We start from the raw sequence: 15,632 nt of genomic DNA on the forward strand, positions 1-15,632 counted from the left end.
CACTGCCGTGGCGGAATACTCCCCTCCACAAACGCTGTAAGCATATCCGGTTCCGATCTATTCCCGGACACACCCAGGATCGTATACCGCATACTGACTTCAATGCTAGATTTGAGACATGAATGTCTCAAATGGGTTATTCTTGTCTCATGGCTGTCGATCGGGAGCGAGTACTGCGGGATGCCGCGGGACTGCTGATGCGGAAGTCCGGGGCGACGATGGACGAGGTCGCGCGGGCCGCCGGGATCAGTCGCGCGACCTTGAACCGGCAGTTCGCCGGACGGGATGCCCTCGTGCGCGCGCTCGAGGAGCTCGGGCTTGCCGAGTGCGAGAGCGCGCTGGAGAGGGCCCGCGTCGATGACGGTCCGGCCTCCGACGCAGTACGCCGGCTGGTGCGAGCGCTGGAGCCGGCCGCAGGCCTGCTCGCGTTCCTGTACTCAGAGAACCAGCTCTTCGAAGGCTACGGGCAGAACGAGGGCTGGGCCCGGCTGGACGCCCGGATGGTCGCGCTGTTCCGGCGCGGTCAGGAGGCCGGCGAGTTCCGGATCGATCTCAGTCCGGTCTGGTTGAGCGAGGCCCTCTACGGATTGCTGGTCTCCGCGGCCTGGGCGGTCTACGAGGGCCGCGTCGCCTCCAAGGATTTCACCTCGAACATCGCCGAGCTGCTGCTCGGCGGCGCAGTACGGAGAACGGAATGAAGCAGCAGATCACGCGGCCGGGGCGCTGGCTCGCGCTCGGCGTACTCGTGCTGGCCGTGCTGCTCGTCGCGGTCGACGCAACGGTCCTCGGCCTGGCAACTCCCTTCCTCACCGAGGATCTGCAGCCGTCGGGCACGCAGCTGCTGTGGATCGGCGACGCGTATTCGTTCGTCCTCGCCGGACTGCTCGTCTCGATGGGCAGTCTCGGCGACCGGATCGGCCGCAAGCGGATCCTGCTGATCGGCGCGACAGCATTCGGCGCCATCTCCGTCCTCAACGCATATGCGAACTCGGCCGAGCTGATGATCGCCGCCCGGGCGCTGCTCGGTGTCGCCGGCGCGACGCTGATGCCGGCCACGCTCGCGTTGATCCGCAACCTGTTCCACGACCCGCGCGAACGCAGCCTCGCCATCGGCATGTGGGGCGCTGCCGCATCTGCCGGTATGGCGGTCGGTCCGATCGTCGGCGGCGTACTGCTGGAGAACTTCTGGTGGGGTTCGGTCTTCCTGATCAACCTGCCGGTGATGGCGGTGCTGGTCGTCGTCGGCGCGAAGCTGCTGCCGGAGTCGCGCAACCCCGAGCCGGGTCCGTGGGATCTACTCAGCGTCGTCCTGTCGATGGTCGGCATGATCGGTGTCGTCTACGCGATCAAGGAGTTCGCGGCCCACGGCTTCGGCTGGATTGCCGTTGCGGCGTTGGTCATCGGCGTGGCCGGGCTTTATGGATTCGTACGGCGTCAGCGGCGCCTGCCGATCCCGTTGCTGGATCTGCGCTTGTTCCGCAGCCGTGGTTTCAGCAGCGCGGTCCTGGCCGATCTGCTCACGATTCTCGGACTGTCGGGGTTGATCTTCTTCCTCTCGCAGTACCTGCAGTTGGTGCAGGGCAGGCGGCCGATCGAGGCCGGACTCGCGGAGCTTCCGGCCGCGATCGGGGCGGTTGTCGCCGGCCTGCTGGCGGGTCGCATTGCACGACGGTTCTCCGTACGTGCGGTCGTCGCCGGCGGTCTGGCTGCGATCGGTTTGGCGCTGGCTGCGCTCACCACGATCAGCCAGACGACCGGGTATCCGTTGCTCGGTGCGGCCCTGCTCGTGGTCGGGGCAGGAGCTGGACTCTCGTTCACCGTCACGGCTGACGTGATCCTGACCGCCGTACCGAAGGAGCAGGCCGGCGCGGCGAGTGCAGTGTCCGAGACGGCGTACGAGCTCGGTGCGGCGCTCGGTATCGCGGTACTCGGCTCGATCGTCACCGGCATCTACCGCGGCTTCGCGAGCCCGGTCGGTACGCCGGATGCGGCACACGAGTCACTCGGCGGCGCAGTGGAGGTCGCGGCGCACCTGCCACCCGAAGCCGGTGCCGCACTGCTGGACGCGGCCCGCCAATCCTTCGCGAGCGGGGTCGCGACCGCGGCGGGTGTCGGCGCTGCGGTCCTGCTGGCGACGGCGGTCGCGGCGTGGTTCCTGCTGCGCGGCCAAACGCTGAGCACGCACGAACAGTAGGCAAAAAGTTTCCATTTCCGCGCTGAGCTCTGGGAGATTCCGCCGGAACGGAGTACAAACAGTTCCTGTTAGGTCTTACCGCCCCTAGGCCTAGGAGGAATCTGTCATGGCCGGAATCACTGCCGAAGCCTCATGGTTCTGTTGTGGGAACGCATGGGGTCCCTGTGGAAGCGCCGGGCACGGCGCCTGCGGGACATGCAACTCGGGAAACATGCAGCACGCTTGGCCGAACACCTCGGACTCGTGCTACGCCATCACCCATCCGGACACCTGCGGGATCAGCGCGATGTCCCGGCGCACCTGCGGTTTCAGGCACGCCACCACCAGCCTGTGCACCGGCAAGCGGGTAGTCACGTCGATCGCGGACTGCGGTCCGCAGACGGACCTGTTCTGCGGCGAACGGACCTGCTGCGGCGGGAACTGCGCCTCGAACCGGGTCATCGACTTCACGCCGGCCGCGTTCAGCGCGCTCGGCCTCAGCCTGAACAGCGGCCTGTCCCCCGTATCGATCGACGTGGCCTGAGAGGAGAGCCGAGATGACTACCACGATGGACCGTCGTTCCCTGCTCTCCCGCGCGGCCCTCGGCGCGACCGGCCTGGTCGCCGCCACCGCCTTGGGTTCACTCGCCCCGGAGACCGCGTTCGCCGCCGGCTCCCAGTTCGCGGATGCCGGCCAGCCGGACCCGAACTTCGCCGAAGGCCTCATCACCGGCCGGAACCAGGATCTCCTGCAGGTACAGGGATCCGACGGCCGCATGCACCGGATCCAGTTGACCGGTGTGACGAGTGTCTGGAAACTCCGCCCGACCACGATCGACCAGGCCAAGATCGGCGACGGCCTGTACGCGCGTGGCGTGCTGCTTCCGGACGGAGTACTGGCCGCCGAGGCGGTCTGGGTGAACATCGTCAACCTGACCGTCGCCATCACGTCGATCGCCCGCTCCGGCGTGCAGTTCGACCACCACGGGCAGAAGGTCGTCGGACACGTCCAGTCCGGTACGACGGCAGCCGTGTACAACGGCACGCCGGCGGTATCGGACCTGTCGATGCTCAAGGTCGGCCGGCACGCCCAGGTGATCGGAGCCTGGCGGCCGGGCACCAACGAGATCGACATCGCGACGATCTACACGTCGAACTGACATGGGTAGCGAACACGTGGCGGCCGCCCAGCCGCTTCTGATCGGCTTGCTCCTGCTCTGGTCGTCCTATAGCAAGTTCAGGGACCCAGAGCAGGCGGACCGCACCGCACTCCCCCGCCTGGTAGGCGAATCGCGGGCAAAACCCGCCTACCAAACCCTCGCCGCGATCGAGGCCCTCATCGCGCTCGCCCTTCTTGCACCGCCTTCCTGGGCGATCGAGGCAGTCGCCGCTGCTGCGCTGGCCGTCGGCTTCACCGGATTCCTCGTCTACTCGAAGGTCGTCGTGCCCGAGGCGTCCTGTGGATGTGCGGGGAAGTCGGCGAAACCCGTTGGCTACCGGGCGATCGCGCGCGCCTTGTTGCTACTGGCAACTGCGGCGGTCGCGACGACGGCCACAGCCGGCTGGTGGTCGGCAGGTCCGGCGCTGGGCGTGCTCGTGGTCGAGGCAGCGGTGTTCGTGATGCTGTCCGCAGAGCTCGACCGCTATTGGCTGCTCCCGATCCGCCGATTCCGGATCAGGCTCAGCCATCCGTACGCCGGTACGGCGTCAAGCACGGCACCACTCGCCGCAACCCAGCGGCGGGTTCTGCTCAGCCCGGCGTACCGCGCGGTCGACGGGATGCTGCGGTCCGACATCCACGACTACTGGGACGACGAAGACTGGCGCTACCTGAGCTATTTCGCCAGGTACGACGGCCGCCGAGCGACCGCCGTCTTCGCCGTACCGCACGGTGACACGACTCCGGAGTCCGTCCGGGTGGCCGTCGTCGACGAGACCTCGGGCCTGACCCTCTACCGCCCGACGGTCCTGGCCACGACCGGGTAGGAGACCCGGATCGCCAAGCCATCACAATCGGAACCCGCCGCCCCCGCCACGCTGACCGTGGCAGGGGCGGCGGCATTGTGATGGCCTGCGGATCCGCGCTGTTGACAGATCGGATTATCGTTAGGAAGCTTTCCTAATAGTTAGTCCCCTGCAACTCCTCCGCCCCGGAAATCCAGGAGACCTCATGAGACCCCGCTTGATCTGGGCTGTCACCGCGCTGGCCGTCGCCACGCTCGGGCTCAGCGCAGCACCCTCCGCCACTGCGGCGTCGACCGACTACCAAGCCGAGGACGCGGCCATCTCGCAAGGTGTGGTCGAGTCCAACCATGCCGGGTACACCGGCAGCGGCTTCGTCAATTACGACAATCTCGTTGGCAGTTACGTCGAATGGACCGTCACCGCCCCGGCCGGTCCCGCCGACGTCACGCTGCGGTACGCGAACGGCACCGACGCGACCCGGCCGATGGACTTCACCGTCAACGGACAGCCCGGCGCGGTCGGCATCACGTTCCCCGGCACGGGTGCGTGGACGACCTGGAAGACCAAGACCGTTCGTCTCCAACTCACCGCCGGTACGAACAAGATCCGTGCCCGCGCGACCAGCGCCGACGGCGGACCGAACGCCGACAAACTGACCGTCACGCCCACCACCGACGACACCACACCACCGTCGGCGCCCGGCAACCTGACCGTGAGCGACCTCAAGTCAAACGCTGCGACCTTCCACTGGACTGCGGCGACCGACAACGTCGGGGTCGTCCGGTACGAGATCAACCGCGGCGGCAACGTCCTGAAGGTTGTCGACGGCAACACCCTCTCGGCGACCGTCGACACGTTGACCGCAAATACGTCGTACGACATCTCGGTCGGCGCGTTCGATGCCGCGGGCAACGCTTCGCAGCAGAGCAACGTGGTCACGTTCACGACGCCCGGCAGCGGCGACACGCAACCGCCGTCCGTGCCTGGCAACCTGCACTCGACCGGTACGAGCGCGAACAGCGTCTCGCTGGCCTGGAACGCTTCGACCGACAACAGCGGCAGCATCGCCGGGTACGACGTGTACCAGGGTTCGGCGAAGGTCGCGACGACCGGTTCGCTCACCACGACGGTCACCGGGTTGACCGCGAACACGGAGTACACGTTCACCGTCAAGGCACGTGACCCTGACGGCAACGCGTCCGCGGCGAGCAATGCCGTCACGGTTCGTACGTCGACAGGTGGCACCGGCGGGATTCCGGCGTACGACAAGGACATCGCGAAGGTCGATCTCGGGTGGAGCGTGGCCTTCCTGCCGGACGGGTCGGCGCTCGTGACGGAGCGGGACCGGTTCGAAGTACTGCGGGTGACGGCGTCCGGTCAGAAGACGACGCTCGGGAAGGTGCCGGGTGTGGTCACGACCAGCGGTGAAGGCGGTCTGCTCGGTGTCGCGCTGTCGCCGAACTTCGCGACCGACCACTGGGTGTACTTCTACCACACGGCTTCCGGCGACAACCGGATCGTGCGGATGAAGTACGAGGACGGCAAGCTGGCCACGACCTCGTCGCCGGTGCTGACGGGTCTCGCGAAGAACCGGTACCACAACGGCGGGCGGATCGCGTTCGGCCCGGACGGGAAGCTGTACGCGACCGTCGGCGACGCGAAGAACTCCGGCAACGCGCAGAACAAGAACTCGCTCAACGGCAAGATCCTGCGGATGAACCCGGACGGTACGCCGCCGAGCGACAACCCGTTCTACAGCAGCGGCGGCAACGCCAGGTACGTCTGGAGTTGGGGTCACCGCAACCCGCAAGGCTTGGCGTGGGACTCGCGCGGTCAGCTGTGGGCCGCCGAGTTCGGTGAGAACAGCCAGGACGAGCTGAATCTGATTCAGAAGGGCGGGAACTACGGCTGGCCGGCATGCGAGGGCACGATCGGCGACTGCTCCGGGTACATCGCGCCGAAGCGAACCTGGTCGACGTCACAGGCCGGGCCGAGCGGTATCGAGATCGTCAACGACTGGATCTACATCGCCGGCGTCACCGGCGAACAGCTCTGGGTCACGAAGATCAATGCCGCAGGCAACGGTGTCGGGACGCCGCAGGCCGTGTTCTCCGGTCGGTGGGGTCGGCTGCGTAGTGTCACGCGTACGCCGGACGGCGGGCTGTGGCTGACGTCGACGAACGACGACAAGAACGGCGGAACTCCTAGCACGATCGACAATGTCATCGTGCGACTGAAGTTCTCTTAGCCCTTACTGCTTCGGAGGATGGCGTCGAGGGCTTCAGCAGGTGGCGGACCGACCGGCAACGGTGGTCGGTCCGCCGGGCGCAAGCCGTCCAGCATCAGGGCTAGGTAGCGGCGCCACAGGTCGGGGTCGATGGTCCGGCTCATCGCGAAGGCCGGGCCGAGCATCGCGAAGATCGCCGCAACGTCTTGTGGAGCGGCGTCTTCGCGGATCACGCCGGCGCTTTGGGCGCGGTTGAAGAGCTCGGTGACCGAGGCAACGATCCGCGGCCAGATCCGAGCCTGCTCGTCGTAGTCGCCTTGGCCGGTGAGGGTTTCGTACAGTCCGCGGTCGGCGGCCTGGCGGGCGGCGGTGCGTTCGAAGAACTGCACCAGCCCGTCCCACGGGTCATCGACCGCTAGTGCCTCGTCGGCGTCGACAACGATCTGCTCGGTCGCCTCCCGCAGTACCTCGGCGGCGATCGCGTGCTTGTTCGGGAAATGCCGGTACGCCGTACCCGTGCCGAGGCCGGCCTGCCGCGCGATGTCGTCGAGCGTCGCGCCGATGCCGTGCTCGGCAAAGACTTCCCGCGCCGCCGTGACCAAGCGCTCGCGATTGCGAACTGAGTCCCGCCGAGCGGGGCGCGTGGGCTCGCTCATCCAGCCATCCTGTCACGAGCTACTCCATGCGCGATCAGGCTCTGGGCGCACTCGACCACCGTCTGCGCCGCGGGGCGTGGTTTCCAGCCGAGGATGCGCTCGGCCTTCGCGGTGCTGTGCCGATTGCGTCGGCCGAGCGAGATCGTCAGCGCCCGCAGCGATGGGTCGGTGAGGGACGCCAGCCGTACGACGAAGTTCGGTAGCTCGCGGGTTGGCACCGACTTGGCCTGGTCGCCGAGTCCCGCCTTGAGCGCCGCCGCGACTTCTCGCATCCAGATGAACTCGCCGGTGCCGAGGAAGCGTTCGCCGGCTGCTTCGGGCGACAGCATGGCGCGGATGTGCAGGTCGACGAGGTCGCGTACGTCGACGACCTCGAGGCCGATCTTCGGCGCACCCGGCATCTTGCCGGACAGCATCCGCTGGATGATCCGCGTCGTACCGACATTGTCTGCGCTGAGGATCGGGCCCAGGACGGCGCCTGGTAGGACCGTGGTGAGTTCGGTCGGGCCGTCGTACGACGCCATGAAGTCCCAGACTGCCTTTTCTGCAAGGGTTTTCGACCGTCTGTAGGCGGGCAGCTTCGGATCGTCGACGGTCCACAGCGTCTCGTCGGTGATGCCGTCCTCGGCGTACGACGCCGGGCTGGCTGCGTTGGCGGCGGACGTCATCACTACTCGCTTCACAGCGGCTCGCGTTGCGGCTTTGAGTACGCGCAGCGCGCCGTCGCGGGCCGGGATGATCAAGGCGTCTGGGTCCTTGGAGGTCTCGTCGCCGAGCGGGGACGCGACGTGCAGCACGTAGTCGACGCCTGCCATCGCCGCATCCCAGCCGTCGTCGTCCATCAGGTCAGCGACCGCGAAGGTCAACTGGTCCCTCGGCGCCACTGCGGCACGCACCGCGTCGGCCTTGGTAAGGCTCCGGACCGTCGTACGGACGTCGTACCCGCGCTCGAGCAGCGCGACGATCGCCCAGCCGCCGACGTACCCGGTTCCGCCGGTCACCAGCACCGTCTCAGCCATCTTCTCCACCTTCGGGATTAACGGAGATTTGCTCTCCGGTTATCAGCGTAGCACGAAGTGGAGAGATGCTCTCCGGTTAGCGCAGGCCTCGCTTGTCGATCCAGGTGGAGATCTCGGTCCCGATCTCCTTCGGGCGATCCTCTGCGGCGTGGTGGCCGGCCCTGCCGCCGTGCACGATGTCGAGCGCGGCGATGTTGGTCTCGCACCAGTTCTTGTAGTGCTCGTCGATGAGCAGCGTCGGCGAGCCTTCGAACGTGAGCAGCAGCTTCGGTACGTCGACACTCGCGGCGAGCCACGCGTCGTACGCCTCGATCCTGGCGACCAGCTCGGCCGGGTCACCGCCGAGCGGGATCTGGCGGGCCCAGGCGAGGATGGGCTTGCGGGTCTCGGGCGTCGGGTACGGCGCGAGGTAGGTCTGCAGGTCGTTGTCGGGCACGGGCGTCAGCACGCCGCCGGTGAAGGCTTGGCGGACGAAGAGGTTCTGCTCGAGGACGAGATCCTCGCCGGGACCTGTCGTACGGATCAGGCGGGAGCGTTCCGCGGCCTGCGGCGAGAGGTCCTCCCAGGCCATCGGCTTCACGATGCTCTCGAAGAACGCGATGCCCTTCACGCGCTCGGGATGACGCGCGGCCCAGTCGAACGCGAGCGCGCCACCCCAGTCGTGGCCGACCAGGATCACATCGTCGAGCTCGAGCGCGTCGAACCAGGCGTCGAGGTAGCGGGCATGATCGGCGAACTTGTACTCCAGATCGGGCTTGCCGGAGCGGCCCATCCCGATCAGGTCCGGCGCGAGCCGACGCCCTTCGCCGACGAGCGGGGTGATGTTGCGCCAGACGTACGACGACGCGGGATTGCCGTGCAGGAAGACGATCGGCGTACCGCTGCCGGTGTCTTCGTAGTGGATTGTCGAGTCGAGCAGATCGATATCAGGCATGACTGTTCCTCACAGTGGTGTATCGAGAAGTTCGGTGAGATCGCGCACGAAACTCTTCGTCCGCGCACCCCGGCGTCCCCCGAGCGGCGCCAGCAGTTTGTCCAGCAGAGCAGCAACTTCGGCGATCGCGGGCTCGATGGTCTCGCGCCCGTTGGCAGTCAGCTCGAGCCGCATCGTGCGGGTGTCCTTGGCATCCCGGGTCCGCTGCATCAGCCCGTCAGCATCGAGGCTGCGAGCCAACTTCGAGACGTACAACGCCTCCAGCCCGGTGTGATCAGCCAACTCCCGCTGACTAGGCACCCGCCCATCCCGCTCCAGCCCGTATAACGACGCCAACATCACATACTGCGCATGCGTCAACCCCCGCGGCGCCAACGCCCGATCCACCGCCACCCGCCACTTCATAGAAAGCCGCCAAACCAAATGCCCCGGCGTCGCCTCACTCATACCAGATACAGTACATGGCTACTAAGTACATGGCTACTGTTTCGTTTGATGAAGGTGGGTGCCGGCGTAGTGAGATAGGCTGTGACAGTACCGTCACATCGAAGGGCTCTTACCATGATCGGACAGATGGCTGACCTCGGTGCATCCGTTCGTGCCCAGCGCCGCCGACTCGGGCTGTCGCAGGCGAAGCTCGCGGCGCAGGCCGGAGTCTCACGTGAATGGCTCGGCCGGCTGGAGCATGGGGCTCGTCGGCTGGAGGCGGACAAGGTCCTGAGCGTGTTGCAGGTGCTTGACTTCAGCCTGCTGGCGAAGGACGAGCAGCCCACCCAGGCAGACATCTCCAAGGCACAGAAGGTCGCGTGGACGATGGCCCTGGAGGCGCAGCCACTGACCGATGAAGGCTTCCAGAAGGTACTACGCAAGATCGTCGCGCACCGAGTCGCACGCTCTGCCGCGTGACGGGACTCGGCGGATCAGAAGACGGTCAGACGCCGGTTGATGCGGACGACGCGCAGTACTTGAACGACGACTACGCCTGGATCCGCACTCGGGACGAGTTGAACGATGCCGAGGCGTCGAACATCGCCGACGGGCTGCTCTGGCTAGGCGACCAGGCGCTGGAGCCCAGTGACCTTCTGCACCAGTCCTTTCTGCGGGAACTGCACCGGCAGATGTTCAGTGAGGTGTGGACCTGGGCGGGCAAACTGCGGCAGCGCGACACCACCATCGGCGTTCAGCCTTCGCGAGTCCAAGAGGAGTTGCAGGTGCTGCTGGGCGATACGGCGTTCTGGATCGAGCAGGAAACATTTGGCTCATCGGAGATCTGCGTTCGCTTCCACCATCGGCTCGTCTTCATTCATCCGTTCGTGAACGGCAACGGCCGGCACGCACGCCTCGCTGCCGGCGCGCTCGCAGACTCCCTCGGACTCGGAGCCGACCACCTGAGTTGGGGCAGTCGTTCCGGAATACCTGCCAGTGAAGCTCGCCGCTACTACCTCGACGCTCTCCGCGCCGCGGACACCGGCGACTACTCCGCCCTGCTCACCAACGCCGTCAGCTGAGGGCGCGGCCGAAGTCGGAGTACGTCGGGGTTCCTGTGGTTAGGGCTTGTTGGGCCAGGGATAGGCGGCGGGCCATGGACGGGCGGAGGTGGGGGGTTGCCTCGGCGAGGGTTAGGTAGTGGTGGGCTTTTGCCTCGGTGGGGTCGAGGGTTAGGGGGATTTCGTCGAGGATGCCGCCGTCGAAGACGAAGGCCAGGGCGTCGGACCAGGGGCCTAGGGCGGGGACCCAGTCGACTACCAGGAGGGGGCCGATCTCGAGGTCGAGGCCGATTTCTTCTTTGACCTCGCGGCGGCAGGCCTCGTACGGCGATTCGTCGTACTCGACGATGCCGCCGGGGATGTCGAGGGTGGGTTTGTAGGTGGGTTCGAGGAAGAGGATGCGGCCGGCGCGGTCGCGGATGAGTGCGCCGCCGGCGGCCGTCTTGCGAGGCAGGCGGGCGGCGATGCCGGGGTTGAACTCCTTCTCCGGCTCCCCCTCGGCGGCGAGATCGTTCTGTCGGTTCACGGGTCTAGTGTCGGGCAAACCGCGACCGAGGAGAGGTAGTGCGATGCTGCGAGGACGTTCGGAGAAGGGGCACTGGTTCGGGACGGTGATCGACGCGCCGGACCCGCAGGCGCTCGGCATGTTCTACCACGCGGTGCTCGGTTGGGAGATCCACAAGAACGAGCCCGACGAGTTCACGCTCGCGGTCCCCGGCAACTCCGAGACGTACCTCGCGTTCCAGGCGCAGACCTCCGCGCCCTGGGCCCGCCCGGTCTGGCCTGCGACCGAAGGCGAGCAGCAGATGATGATGCACCTGGACATCGAAGTCGGCGACCTCGACGCCGCAGTCCAGCACGCCGTGGAGCTGGGCGCCACACTCGCCGAGTTCCAGCCCCAGGACGAGGTCCGAGTCCTCCTCGACCCAGCCGGCCACCCCTTCTGCCTCTACGCCAACGGCTGAGCCAGCACCCGCGTCATCCAGATCGAGTCGCCCCGCTCGGGATCTTCGTCGACCCGCTCGCTGCGCTCGAACCCAACCTTCTCGAGCACGCGGAACGACGCCGTGTTCCACTCCCGCACGGTCGCCCACAGCCGCCGCCGACCGGTCCGCGCCGCCGCCTCGACCACGGCACGGGCCGCCTCGGTGGCGTACCCCTGCCCATGGGCGCGCGCCGCCAACTCGTAGGCGATCTCCGGCTCGTCGAAGGTCGCCTGTCCGACGGTCAGTCCGCAATACCCGATGAACTCCCCCGTCGCCCGCACCTCGATCGGCAACAACCCGAGCCCCGCGTCCGCGGCCAGCGGATTCTCGGTCAGCCAACCGCGGATCTCCTCGACCGTCGGCCGACCGTCAGCGTCGATCCGCCGCCGTGCGCGGACGTCCCGCTCGGCCCATAGTCCGCGGTACTCCTCGGCATCCGACGGCCGCCAGCGCCGCAGGTGCAGTCGCTCAGTGGTCAGCTCTGCCGGCAAGTCGTCGCACATCCGGTCAACCTAGCTGGCTGGGCGGACAACCTCGACAGGAAGTGTCGGGTCGTTGGGCCCGATTTCCAGTCGGCGCAGGCGGGAGGCGCCGGCAGTGGACCTATACGTCCTGTCGAGCTTGCCGGCATCTGGGCCCGGTCGGCGATCAGCCAGGTCTGGTTGGGCGCCGCAGGCGTGATTGTGACGTGATCGGCGTCACGTCACATTCGGGGTGGTGAACGGTGTCTCGTGTTCGTCGAAAGGAGTGCGGACATGCACATCGTCGTACTAGGAGCCGGGTACTCCGGCCTCGTTGCGGCCAAACTGGCCGCCCGCCGGACGGATTCTTCCGTCACGCTGGTCAACGCGCGGGAGACCTTCGTCGAGCGGGTTCGGATGCACCAGCTCGCGTCGGGGCAGCAGCTGCCAGAGCGGCCGATCAAGGAGCTGCTCGAGGGGACCGGTGTCGAGTTCGTCGCCGATCGGGTGCAGCGGATCGACGCGAAGGCCCGGACCGTCGTACTGAGCGATCGCGAGCTGCGGTACGACGTACTGATCTATGCGCTGGGAAGCCGGGCCGATCTCAACTCGGTGCCGGGAGCAAGCGAATACGCATACACCGTGGCCGATGTCGACCACGCGGGACAACTGCGCGACCGCCTCCGCGCCAGCGGCACGATCGCGGTCGTCGGTGGCGGACTGACCGGGATCGAGGCCGCGACCGAGCTCGCCGAGACGTACCCGGATCGCGTCGTGCAGCTGGTCACGAGTGGTCACCTCGGCTCCGCTCTGTCCGAGCGCGGTCGCAAGCACCTGCATCGCGCGTTCGAACGGCTCGGCATCGACCTCGTGGAGAATGCCCGCGTCGCCGCGGTGGACGGCGACGGTCTCAAGCTGGACGACGGGGATCGCGTGGCCGCCGACGTCGTGGTGTGGACGACCGGGTTCGAGGTCTCCCCGCTTGCCGCCGAGGCTGGATTCGCCGTCGACGCGCACGGTCGGATGCAGGTCGACGCGACACTGCGTTCCATGTCGCACCCGGACGTCTATGCGATCGGGGACGCAGCCGCGGTACGTCGTACCAGCGGTCAGGAGCTGCGGATGGCCTGCGCGACCGGTCTGCCGGCGGCGTTCCACGCCGTACGTTCGCTCAAGGCTCGCCTGGAGGGACACGAGCCGAAGCCGCTGCGGTTCCGCTACATCAACCAGTGCATCAGCCTCGGGCGTAATGACGCGCTGATCCAGTTCGTCCACGCCGACGACTCGCCTCGCAAGACGGTGCTCACCGGTCGGGCCGCGGCGCGGTACAAGGAGACGATCGTTCGCGGCGCGTACCTCGCCCAGCGGCACCCCGGTCTGACCGCCTTGACCTGATCGATCAGTTTTCAAGAAGCGCCCGGCGTACGGCGGCTCTTAGTGTGTGGAGTGTTCAGACCGACGAGAGGACACTGCGATGGCCACCACGAAGAAGACAGCAGCCAAGGGCAAGGCGTACGACGGGTTCACCGAGGACGAGGTCGCCGCGATGAAGGAGCACGCGAAGGACCTGAAGAGCAAGCAGGACCCGACCGAGGCGCAGCTGGCGAAGATCGCGGGTATGGCCGACGGCGACCGGGAGATGGCTCAGCGCCTGCACGACCTGATCGCGGCCGAGGTGCCGGAGCTGTCGCCGAAGCTCTGGTACGGCATGCCCGGCTGGACGCTCGGCGGCAAGAACGTCTGCTTCTTCCAGGACGCCGCTAAGTTCAAGGCCCGCTACGCCACCTTCGGCTTCAGCGACGAGGCCAAGATCGACGACGGCGACCTGTGGCCCACGTCGTACGCCGTCAACAAGCTCACGCCGGCGATCGAAAAGAAGCTCATCGCCCTCGTGAAGAAGGCCGTCAGGTCCGAATGACGGACCGGGCCCTAGCGGCGTTCGACGCACTGGCCGGAGGTGCTGCCACCCGCCGGGAACTCGACCGCGGAGGTCGCGCACTCCGCTGGATCGAGGCGGGTGCTGGTCCGAGCGTCCTGCTCGAGGCGGGTGCGATGTCGCCGGTCGTCGGGTATGCGGCCGTCTTCAGGGAACTGGTCGCCGACTTCCGCGTGATCGCCTACGACCGAGCCGGGTACGGCGCGAGCGACCCCGCTCCCCTGAGCTTGGATCTCCAGGTCGACGACCTCATCGCCGTACTGGAAGAAGTCGGACCGGCCGTCGTCGTCGGGCACAGCTGGGGCGGGCTGCTCGCCCAGCTGGCTACCTGGAGCAGGCCCGACCTGGTGAGCGGGCTCGTCCTCCTCGACCCGTCGCATGAGACCTTCTGGCGCGACGCCGAGCCCGAACCACACCCGGACCGCACCCGCCCACCTGCGGACGACCCGCGAGCCAAAGACGTCCTGACCTTCAGCGACGAGCTGGCTGCTGACATCTCCCGCAGCGTGAAGGCCAAGACGCACCTGCTGACCGAGGCCTGCCGCTCCTGCCTGCAGACCGACGACCAGCTCTTCACCTATCTCGACGAGCTCCCGATGATCCTCGATCACGTCGACGAGCTAGCCGCCCGCCGTACGCGAGGTGTCTGGCCGAAGATCCCGATCGTCGTGCTCACCGCCACCAAGGGCAGGCCCGCGGAGTTCACTCCGCAGGTGATCGCAGTCCAGGACAGCCTTGCCGCTCAGTCGGGCGCCCGCCACCAGGTAGTCCCCGACTCCGGGCACTACCTCCACATCGATCGCCCCGATCTGGTTGCCGAATGCATCCAAGAAGTTGCCTCAGGCACCAGCTAACGGCTTACGCAGGGCGCCGGTGTCGTCCAAGTTGGCGAGCAGGGCGGGTAGGCCCACGGTCAGCATCTTCTTCCGGACCGCGCCAAGGAGTTTGGCCGGGTCGGTCATTGCCTGCCAGAGCTTCCTCGGCGAACGGGGGTAGTCGCACACGATCTTGATCTCGGCCATAACGGCCCCTCCGATAAACTTCAGTGACTAGAAAATTAGGGTAACAGTATTTTTCTGGTCACTGTAGTAGTCTGCCGCCATGAGCACGGAGGGCCTGCGGGAGCGGAAGAAGCGCGCGATGCGTCAGCAGCTGTCCGACGCCGCCGCGCACATGTTCCTCGAGCAGGGGTACGACGCCATGCGCGTGGCCGATGTCGCCGAGGCGTGCGGAGTCTCCGAGAAGACCGTGTTCAACTACTTCCCGAGCAAGGAGGCGCTGGTCCTGGACCGCCTGGAGCCGACCGCCGACGCCTTGCGTACCTATCTCGCGGACCCGGCGATCCCCCCGGTAGCCGCGATGCTGAAGGTGCTCGACGACGAACTCCAGGGCATCAGCGCGAACCTGATCACCACCGAGGCTGTGACCCGCTACCAAAGGTTCGGCGACCTCATTCACGCGACGCCGTCGCTGCGGGCGTACCAGAGCGACGTCGCCGAGCGGTTCGCCGACGTTGCCGCCGAAGTACTCGCCTCCCGGTTCGGCCTCGAGCCCGAAGATCCGGAGCCTCAGGTCGCCGCAGCCGCGCTTCTCGGCCTGTGGAAGATCCAGTTCCGCGCGCTTCGGACCCACCTACGCCCTGGGCAGCCGATCCAGGACGCAATCGACGCCGCGGCCGCCGACGTCGAGCGAGCGGCCGGCCTGATCGAGGCGGGCCTTGCCACGCTTCCGAGCCGAGCGAAGCAGGTCACCAAGGCGGGCTAGCGCCGCGTGGCACAATCTGCCGGG

General features: G+C 67.1%; 20 protein-coding genes. 13 read left to right on the forward strand and 7 right to left on the reverse strand.

The features are described 5' to 3' along the window. Nucleotides 1-149 precede the first annotated feature (149 nt). From EV645_RS29340 to EV645_RS29365, 6 genes are all read left to right on the forward strand, one after another. Nucleotides 150-698 carry a TetR/AcrR family transcriptional regulator gene (locus EV645_RS29340; RefSeq protein ID WP_198681913.1) on the forward strand — a complete coding sequence of 183 codons (549 nt, stop codon included), beginning with the start codon at nucleotides 150-152 and terminating at the stop codon, nucleotides 696-698. Then, the gene (locus tag EV645_RS29345; RefSeq protein WP_130447232.1) at nucleotides 695-2,194 is read left to right on the forward strand and encodes an MFS transporter; all 1,500 of its coding nucleotides are present in this window, start codon (nucleotides 695-697) and stop codon (nucleotides 2,192-2,194) included. Before EV645_RS29340 ends, EV645_RS29345 begins: the two co-directional genes overlap by 4 nt. Nucleotides 2,195-2,405: 211 nt before the next feature. Beyond that, nucleotides 2,406-2,717, forward strand: a complete 312-nt coding sequence (locus EV645_RS29350) for a septal ring lytic transglycosylase RlpA family protein (protein WP_242000731.1) — start codon at nucleotides 2,406-2,408, stop codon at nucleotides 2,715-2,717. Between the two features lie 13 nt (nucleotides 2,718-2,730). Continuing rightward, nucleotides 2,731-3,333 carry a cell wall protein gene (locus EV645_RS29355; RefSeq protein ID WP_130447234.1) on the forward strand — a complete coding sequence of 201 codons (603 nt, stop codon included), beginning with the start codon at nucleotides 2,731-2,733 and terminating at the stop codon, nucleotides 3,331-3,333. Nucleotide 3,334: 1 nt separating this feature from the next. Further along, on the forward strand, nucleotides 3,335-4,159 hold the full coding sequence (locus tag EV645_RS29360; protein ID WP_130447235.1) for a MauE/DoxX family redox-associated membrane protein: 825 nt from the start codon (nucleotides 3,335-3,337) through the stop codon (nucleotides 4,157-4,159). A gap of 184 nt (nucleotides 4,160-4,343) precedes the next feature. Continuing rightward, on the forward strand, nucleotides 4,344-6,386 hold the full coding sequence (locus tag EV645_RS29365; protein WP_130447236.1) for a PQQ-dependent sugar dehydrogenase: 2,043 nt from the start codon (nucleotides 4,344-4,346) through the stop codon (nucleotides 6,384-6,386). Here EV645_RS29365 and EV645_RS29370 read toward each other — a convergent pair. From EV645_RS29370 to EV645_RS29385, 4 genes are all read right to left on the reverse strand, one after another. Beyond that, on the reverse strand, nucleotides 6,383-7,021 hold the full coding sequence (locus EV645_RS29370; RefSeq protein ID WP_130447237.1) for a TetR/AcrR family transcriptional regulator: 639 nt from the start codon (nucleotides 7,019-7,021) through the stop codon (nucleotides 6,383-6,385). The two genes, EV645_RS29365 and EV645_RS29370, sit on opposite strands and share 4 nt — an antisense overlap. Next, nucleotides 7,018-8,040 carry an NAD-dependent epimerase/dehydratase family protein gene (locus tag EV645_RS29375; protein WP_130447238.1) on the reverse strand — a complete coding sequence of 341 codons (1,023 nt, stop codon included), beginning with the start codon at nucleotides 8,038-8,040 and terminating at the stop codon, nucleotides 7,018-7,020. Before EV645_RS29375 ends, EV645_RS29370 begins: the two co-directional genes overlap by 4 nt. 76 nt (nucleotides 8,041-8,116) lie before the next feature. Further along, nucleotides 8,117-8,974, reverse strand: coding sequence for a haloalkane dehalogenase (locus tag EV645_RS29380; protein ID WP_130447239.1), 858 nt, complete (start codon nucleotides 8,972-8,974; stop codon nucleotides 8,117-8,119). Nucleotides 8,975-8,983: 9 nt separating this feature from the next. After that, entirely contained in the window at nucleotides 8,984-9,421 is a 438-nt protein-coding gene (locus tag EV645_RS29385) for a MarR family winged helix-turn-helix transcriptional regulator (protein WP_130447240.1), read from the reverse strand. A 126-nt stretch (nucleotides 9,422-9,547) separates the two neighbouring features. Here EV645_RS29385 and EV645_RS29390 point away from each other — a divergent pair, with 126 nt between their 5' ends. Continuing rightward, nucleotides 9,548-9,880: a helix-turn-helix domain-containing protein gene (locus tag EV645_RS29390; RefSeq protein ID WP_157997176.1), complete on the forward strand. Its 333-nt coding sequence runs from the start codon at nucleotides 9,548-9,550 to the stop codon at nucleotides 9,878-9,880. Then, the gene (locus tag EV645_RS29395) at nucleotides 9,877-10,482 is read left to right on the forward strand and encodes a mobile mystery protein B (protein WP_130447242.1); all 606 of its coding nucleotides are present in this window, start codon (nucleotides 9,877-9,879) and stop codon (nucleotides 10,480-10,482) included. The genes EV645_RS29390 and EV645_RS29395 overlap by 4 nt, the downstream gene beginning before the upstream one ends. On the opposite strand, the gene EV645_RS29400 is transcribed toward EV645_RS29395, so the two are convergent. Then, nucleotides 10,475-10,987, reverse strand: coding sequence for an NUDIX domain-containing protein (locus EV645_RS29400; protein WP_198681914.1), 513 nt, complete (start codon nucleotides 10,985-10,987; stop codon nucleotides 10,475-10,477). The genes EV645_RS29395 and EV645_RS29400 overlap by 8 nt on opposite strands. Before the next feature lie 43 nt (nucleotides 10,988-11,030). On the opposite strand from EV645_RS29400, the gene EV645_RS29405 reads away from it, so the two are divergent. Beyond that, nucleotides 11,031-11,426, forward strand: a complete 396-nt coding sequence (locus EV645_RS29405; RefSeq protein ID WP_130447244.1) for a VOC family protein — start codon at nucleotides 11,031-11,033, stop codon at nucleotides 11,424-11,426. Here the strand turns inward: EV645_RS29405 and EV645_RS29410 are convergent. Then, on the reverse strand, nucleotides 11,411-11,950 hold the full coding sequence (locus EV645_RS29410; protein ID WP_130447245.1) for a GNAT family N-acetyltransferase: 540 nt from the start codon (nucleotides 11,948-11,950) through the stop codon (nucleotides 11,411-11,413). The genes EV645_RS29405 and EV645_RS29410 overlap by 16 nt on opposite strands. A 252-nt stretch (nucleotides 11,951-12,202) precedes the next feature. On the opposite strand from EV645_RS29410, the gene EV645_RS29415 reads away from it, so the two are divergent. From EV645_RS29415 to EV645_RS29425, 3 genes are all read left to right on the forward strand, one after another. Beyond that, entirely contained in the window at nucleotides 12,203-13,303 is a 1,101-nt protein-coding gene (locus tag EV645_RS29415; RefSeq protein ID WP_130447246.1) for an NAD(P)/FAD-dependent oxidoreductase, read from the forward strand. Nucleotides 13,304-13,382: 79 nt separating this feature from the next. Further along, on the forward strand, nucleotides 13,383-13,826 hold the full coding sequence (locus tag EV645_RS29420; RefSeq protein WP_130447247.1) for an iron chaperone: 444 nt from the start codon (nucleotides 13,383-13,385) through the stop codon (nucleotides 13,824-13,826). Beyond that, nucleotides 13,823-14,698 (forward strand): alpha/beta fold hydrolase, encoded by an 876-nt coding sequence (locus tag EV645_RS29425; protein WP_130447248.1) that lies wholly within the window; start codon nucleotides 13,823-13,825, stop codon nucleotides 14,696-14,698. Before EV645_RS29420 ends, EV645_RS29425 begins: the two co-directional genes overlap by 4 nt. Here EV645_RS29425 and EV645_RS29430 read toward each other — a convergent pair. Further along, the gene (locus tag EV645_RS29430) at nucleotides 14,684-14,866 is read right to left on the reverse strand and encodes a hypothetical protein (RefSeq protein ID WP_130447249.1); all 183 of its coding nucleotides are present in this window, start codon (nucleotides 14,864-14,866) and stop codon (nucleotides 14,684-14,686) included. The two genes, EV645_RS29425 and EV645_RS29430, sit on opposite strands and share 15 nt — an antisense overlap. 79 nt (nucleotides 14,867-14,945) lie before the next feature. On the opposite strand from EV645_RS29430, the gene EV645_RS29435 reads away from it, so the two are divergent. Further along, nucleotides 14,946-15,608, forward strand: coding sequence for a TetR/AcrR family transcriptional regulator (locus EV645_RS29435; protein ID WP_198681915.1), 663 nt, complete (start codon nucleotides 14,946-14,948; stop codon nucleotides 15,606-15,608). Nucleotides 15,609-15,632: the final 24 nt, after the last annotated feature.

The sequence above is a fragment of the Kribbella rubisoli genome, from assembly GCF_004217145.1.
Taxonomy (GTDB): Bacteria; Actinomycetota; Actinomycetes; order Propionibacteriales; family Kribbellaceae; genus Kribbella; species Kribbella rubisoli.

Excerpts from the sequence above, each read along its gene's own strand:
- EV645_RS29435 (WP_198681915.1), top strand. The coding sequence starts at position 14,946 with ATGAGCACGGAGGGCCTGCGGGAGCGGAAGAAGCGCGCGATGCGTCAG.
- EV645_RS29340 (WP_198681913.1), top strand. The coding sequence starts at position 150 with ATGGCTGTCGATCGGGAGCGAGTACTGCGGGATGCCGCGGGACTGCTG.
- EV645_RS29415 (WP_130447246.1), top strand. The coding sequence starts at position 12,203 with ATGCACATCGTCGTACTAGGAGCCGGGTACTCCGGCCTCGTTGCGGCC.
- EV645_RS29405 (WP_130447244.1), top strand. The coding sequence starts at position 11,031 with ATGCTGCGAGGACGTTCGGAGAAGGGGCACTGGTTCGGGACGGTGATC.
- EV645_RS29355 (WP_130447234.1), top strand. The coding sequence starts at position 2,731 with ATGACTACCACGATGGACCGTCGTTCCCTGCTCTCCCGCGCGGCCCTC.
- EV645_RS29365 (WP_130447236.1), top strand. The coding sequence starts at position 4,344 with ATGAGACCCCGCTTGATCTGGGCTGTCACCGCGCTGGCCGTCGCCACG.
- EV645_RS29370 (WP_130447237.1), bottom strand. The coding sequence starts at position 7,021 with ATGAGCGAGCCCACGCGCCCCGCTCGGCGGGACTCAGTTCGCAATCGC.
- EV645_RS29380 (WP_130447239.1), bottom strand. The coding sequence starts at position 8,974 with ATGCCTGATATCGATCTGCTCGACTCGACAATCCACTACGAAGACACC.
- EV645_RS29420 (WP_130447247.1), top strand. The coding sequence starts at position 13,383 with ATGGCCACCACGAAGAAGACAGCAGCCAAGGGCAAGGCGTACGACGGG.
- EV645_RS29360 (WP_130447235.1), top strand. The coding sequence starts at position 3,335 with ATGGGTAGCGAACACGTGGCGGCCGCCCAGCCGCTTCTGATCGGCTTG.
- EV645_RS29375 (WP_130447238.1), bottom strand. The coding sequence starts at position 8,040 with ATGGCTGAGACGGTGCTGGTGACCGGCGGAACCGGGTACGTCGGCGGC.
- EV645_RS29385 (WP_130447240.1), bottom strand. The coding sequence starts at position 9,421 with ATGAGTGAGGCGACGCCGGGGCATTTGGTTTGGCGGCTTTCTATGAAG.
- EV645_RS29430 (WP_130447249.1), bottom strand. The coding sequence starts at position 14,866 with ATGGCCGAGATCAAGATCGTGTGCGACTACCCCCGTTCGCCGAGGAAG.
- EV645_RS29410 (WP_130447245.1), bottom strand. The coding sequence starts at position 11,950 with ATGTGCGACGACTTGCCGGCAGAGCTGACCACTGAGCGACTGCACCTG.
- EV645_RS29390 (WP_157997176.1), top strand. The coding sequence starts at position 9,548 with ATGGCTGACCTCGGTGCATCCGTTCGTGCCCAGCGCCGCCGACTCGGG.
- EV645_RS29425 (WP_130447248.1), top strand. The coding sequence starts at position 13,823 with ATGACGGACCGGGCCCTAGCGGCGTTCGACGCACTGGCCGGAGGTGCT.
- EV645_RS29350 (WP_242000731.1), top strand. The coding sequence starts at position 2,406 with ATGCAGCACGCTTGGCCGAACACCTCGGACTCGTGCTACGCCATCACC.
- EV645_RS29345 (WP_130447232.1), top strand. The coding sequence starts at position 695 with ATGAAGCAGCAGATCACGCGGCCGGGGCGCTGGCTCGCGCTCGGCGTA.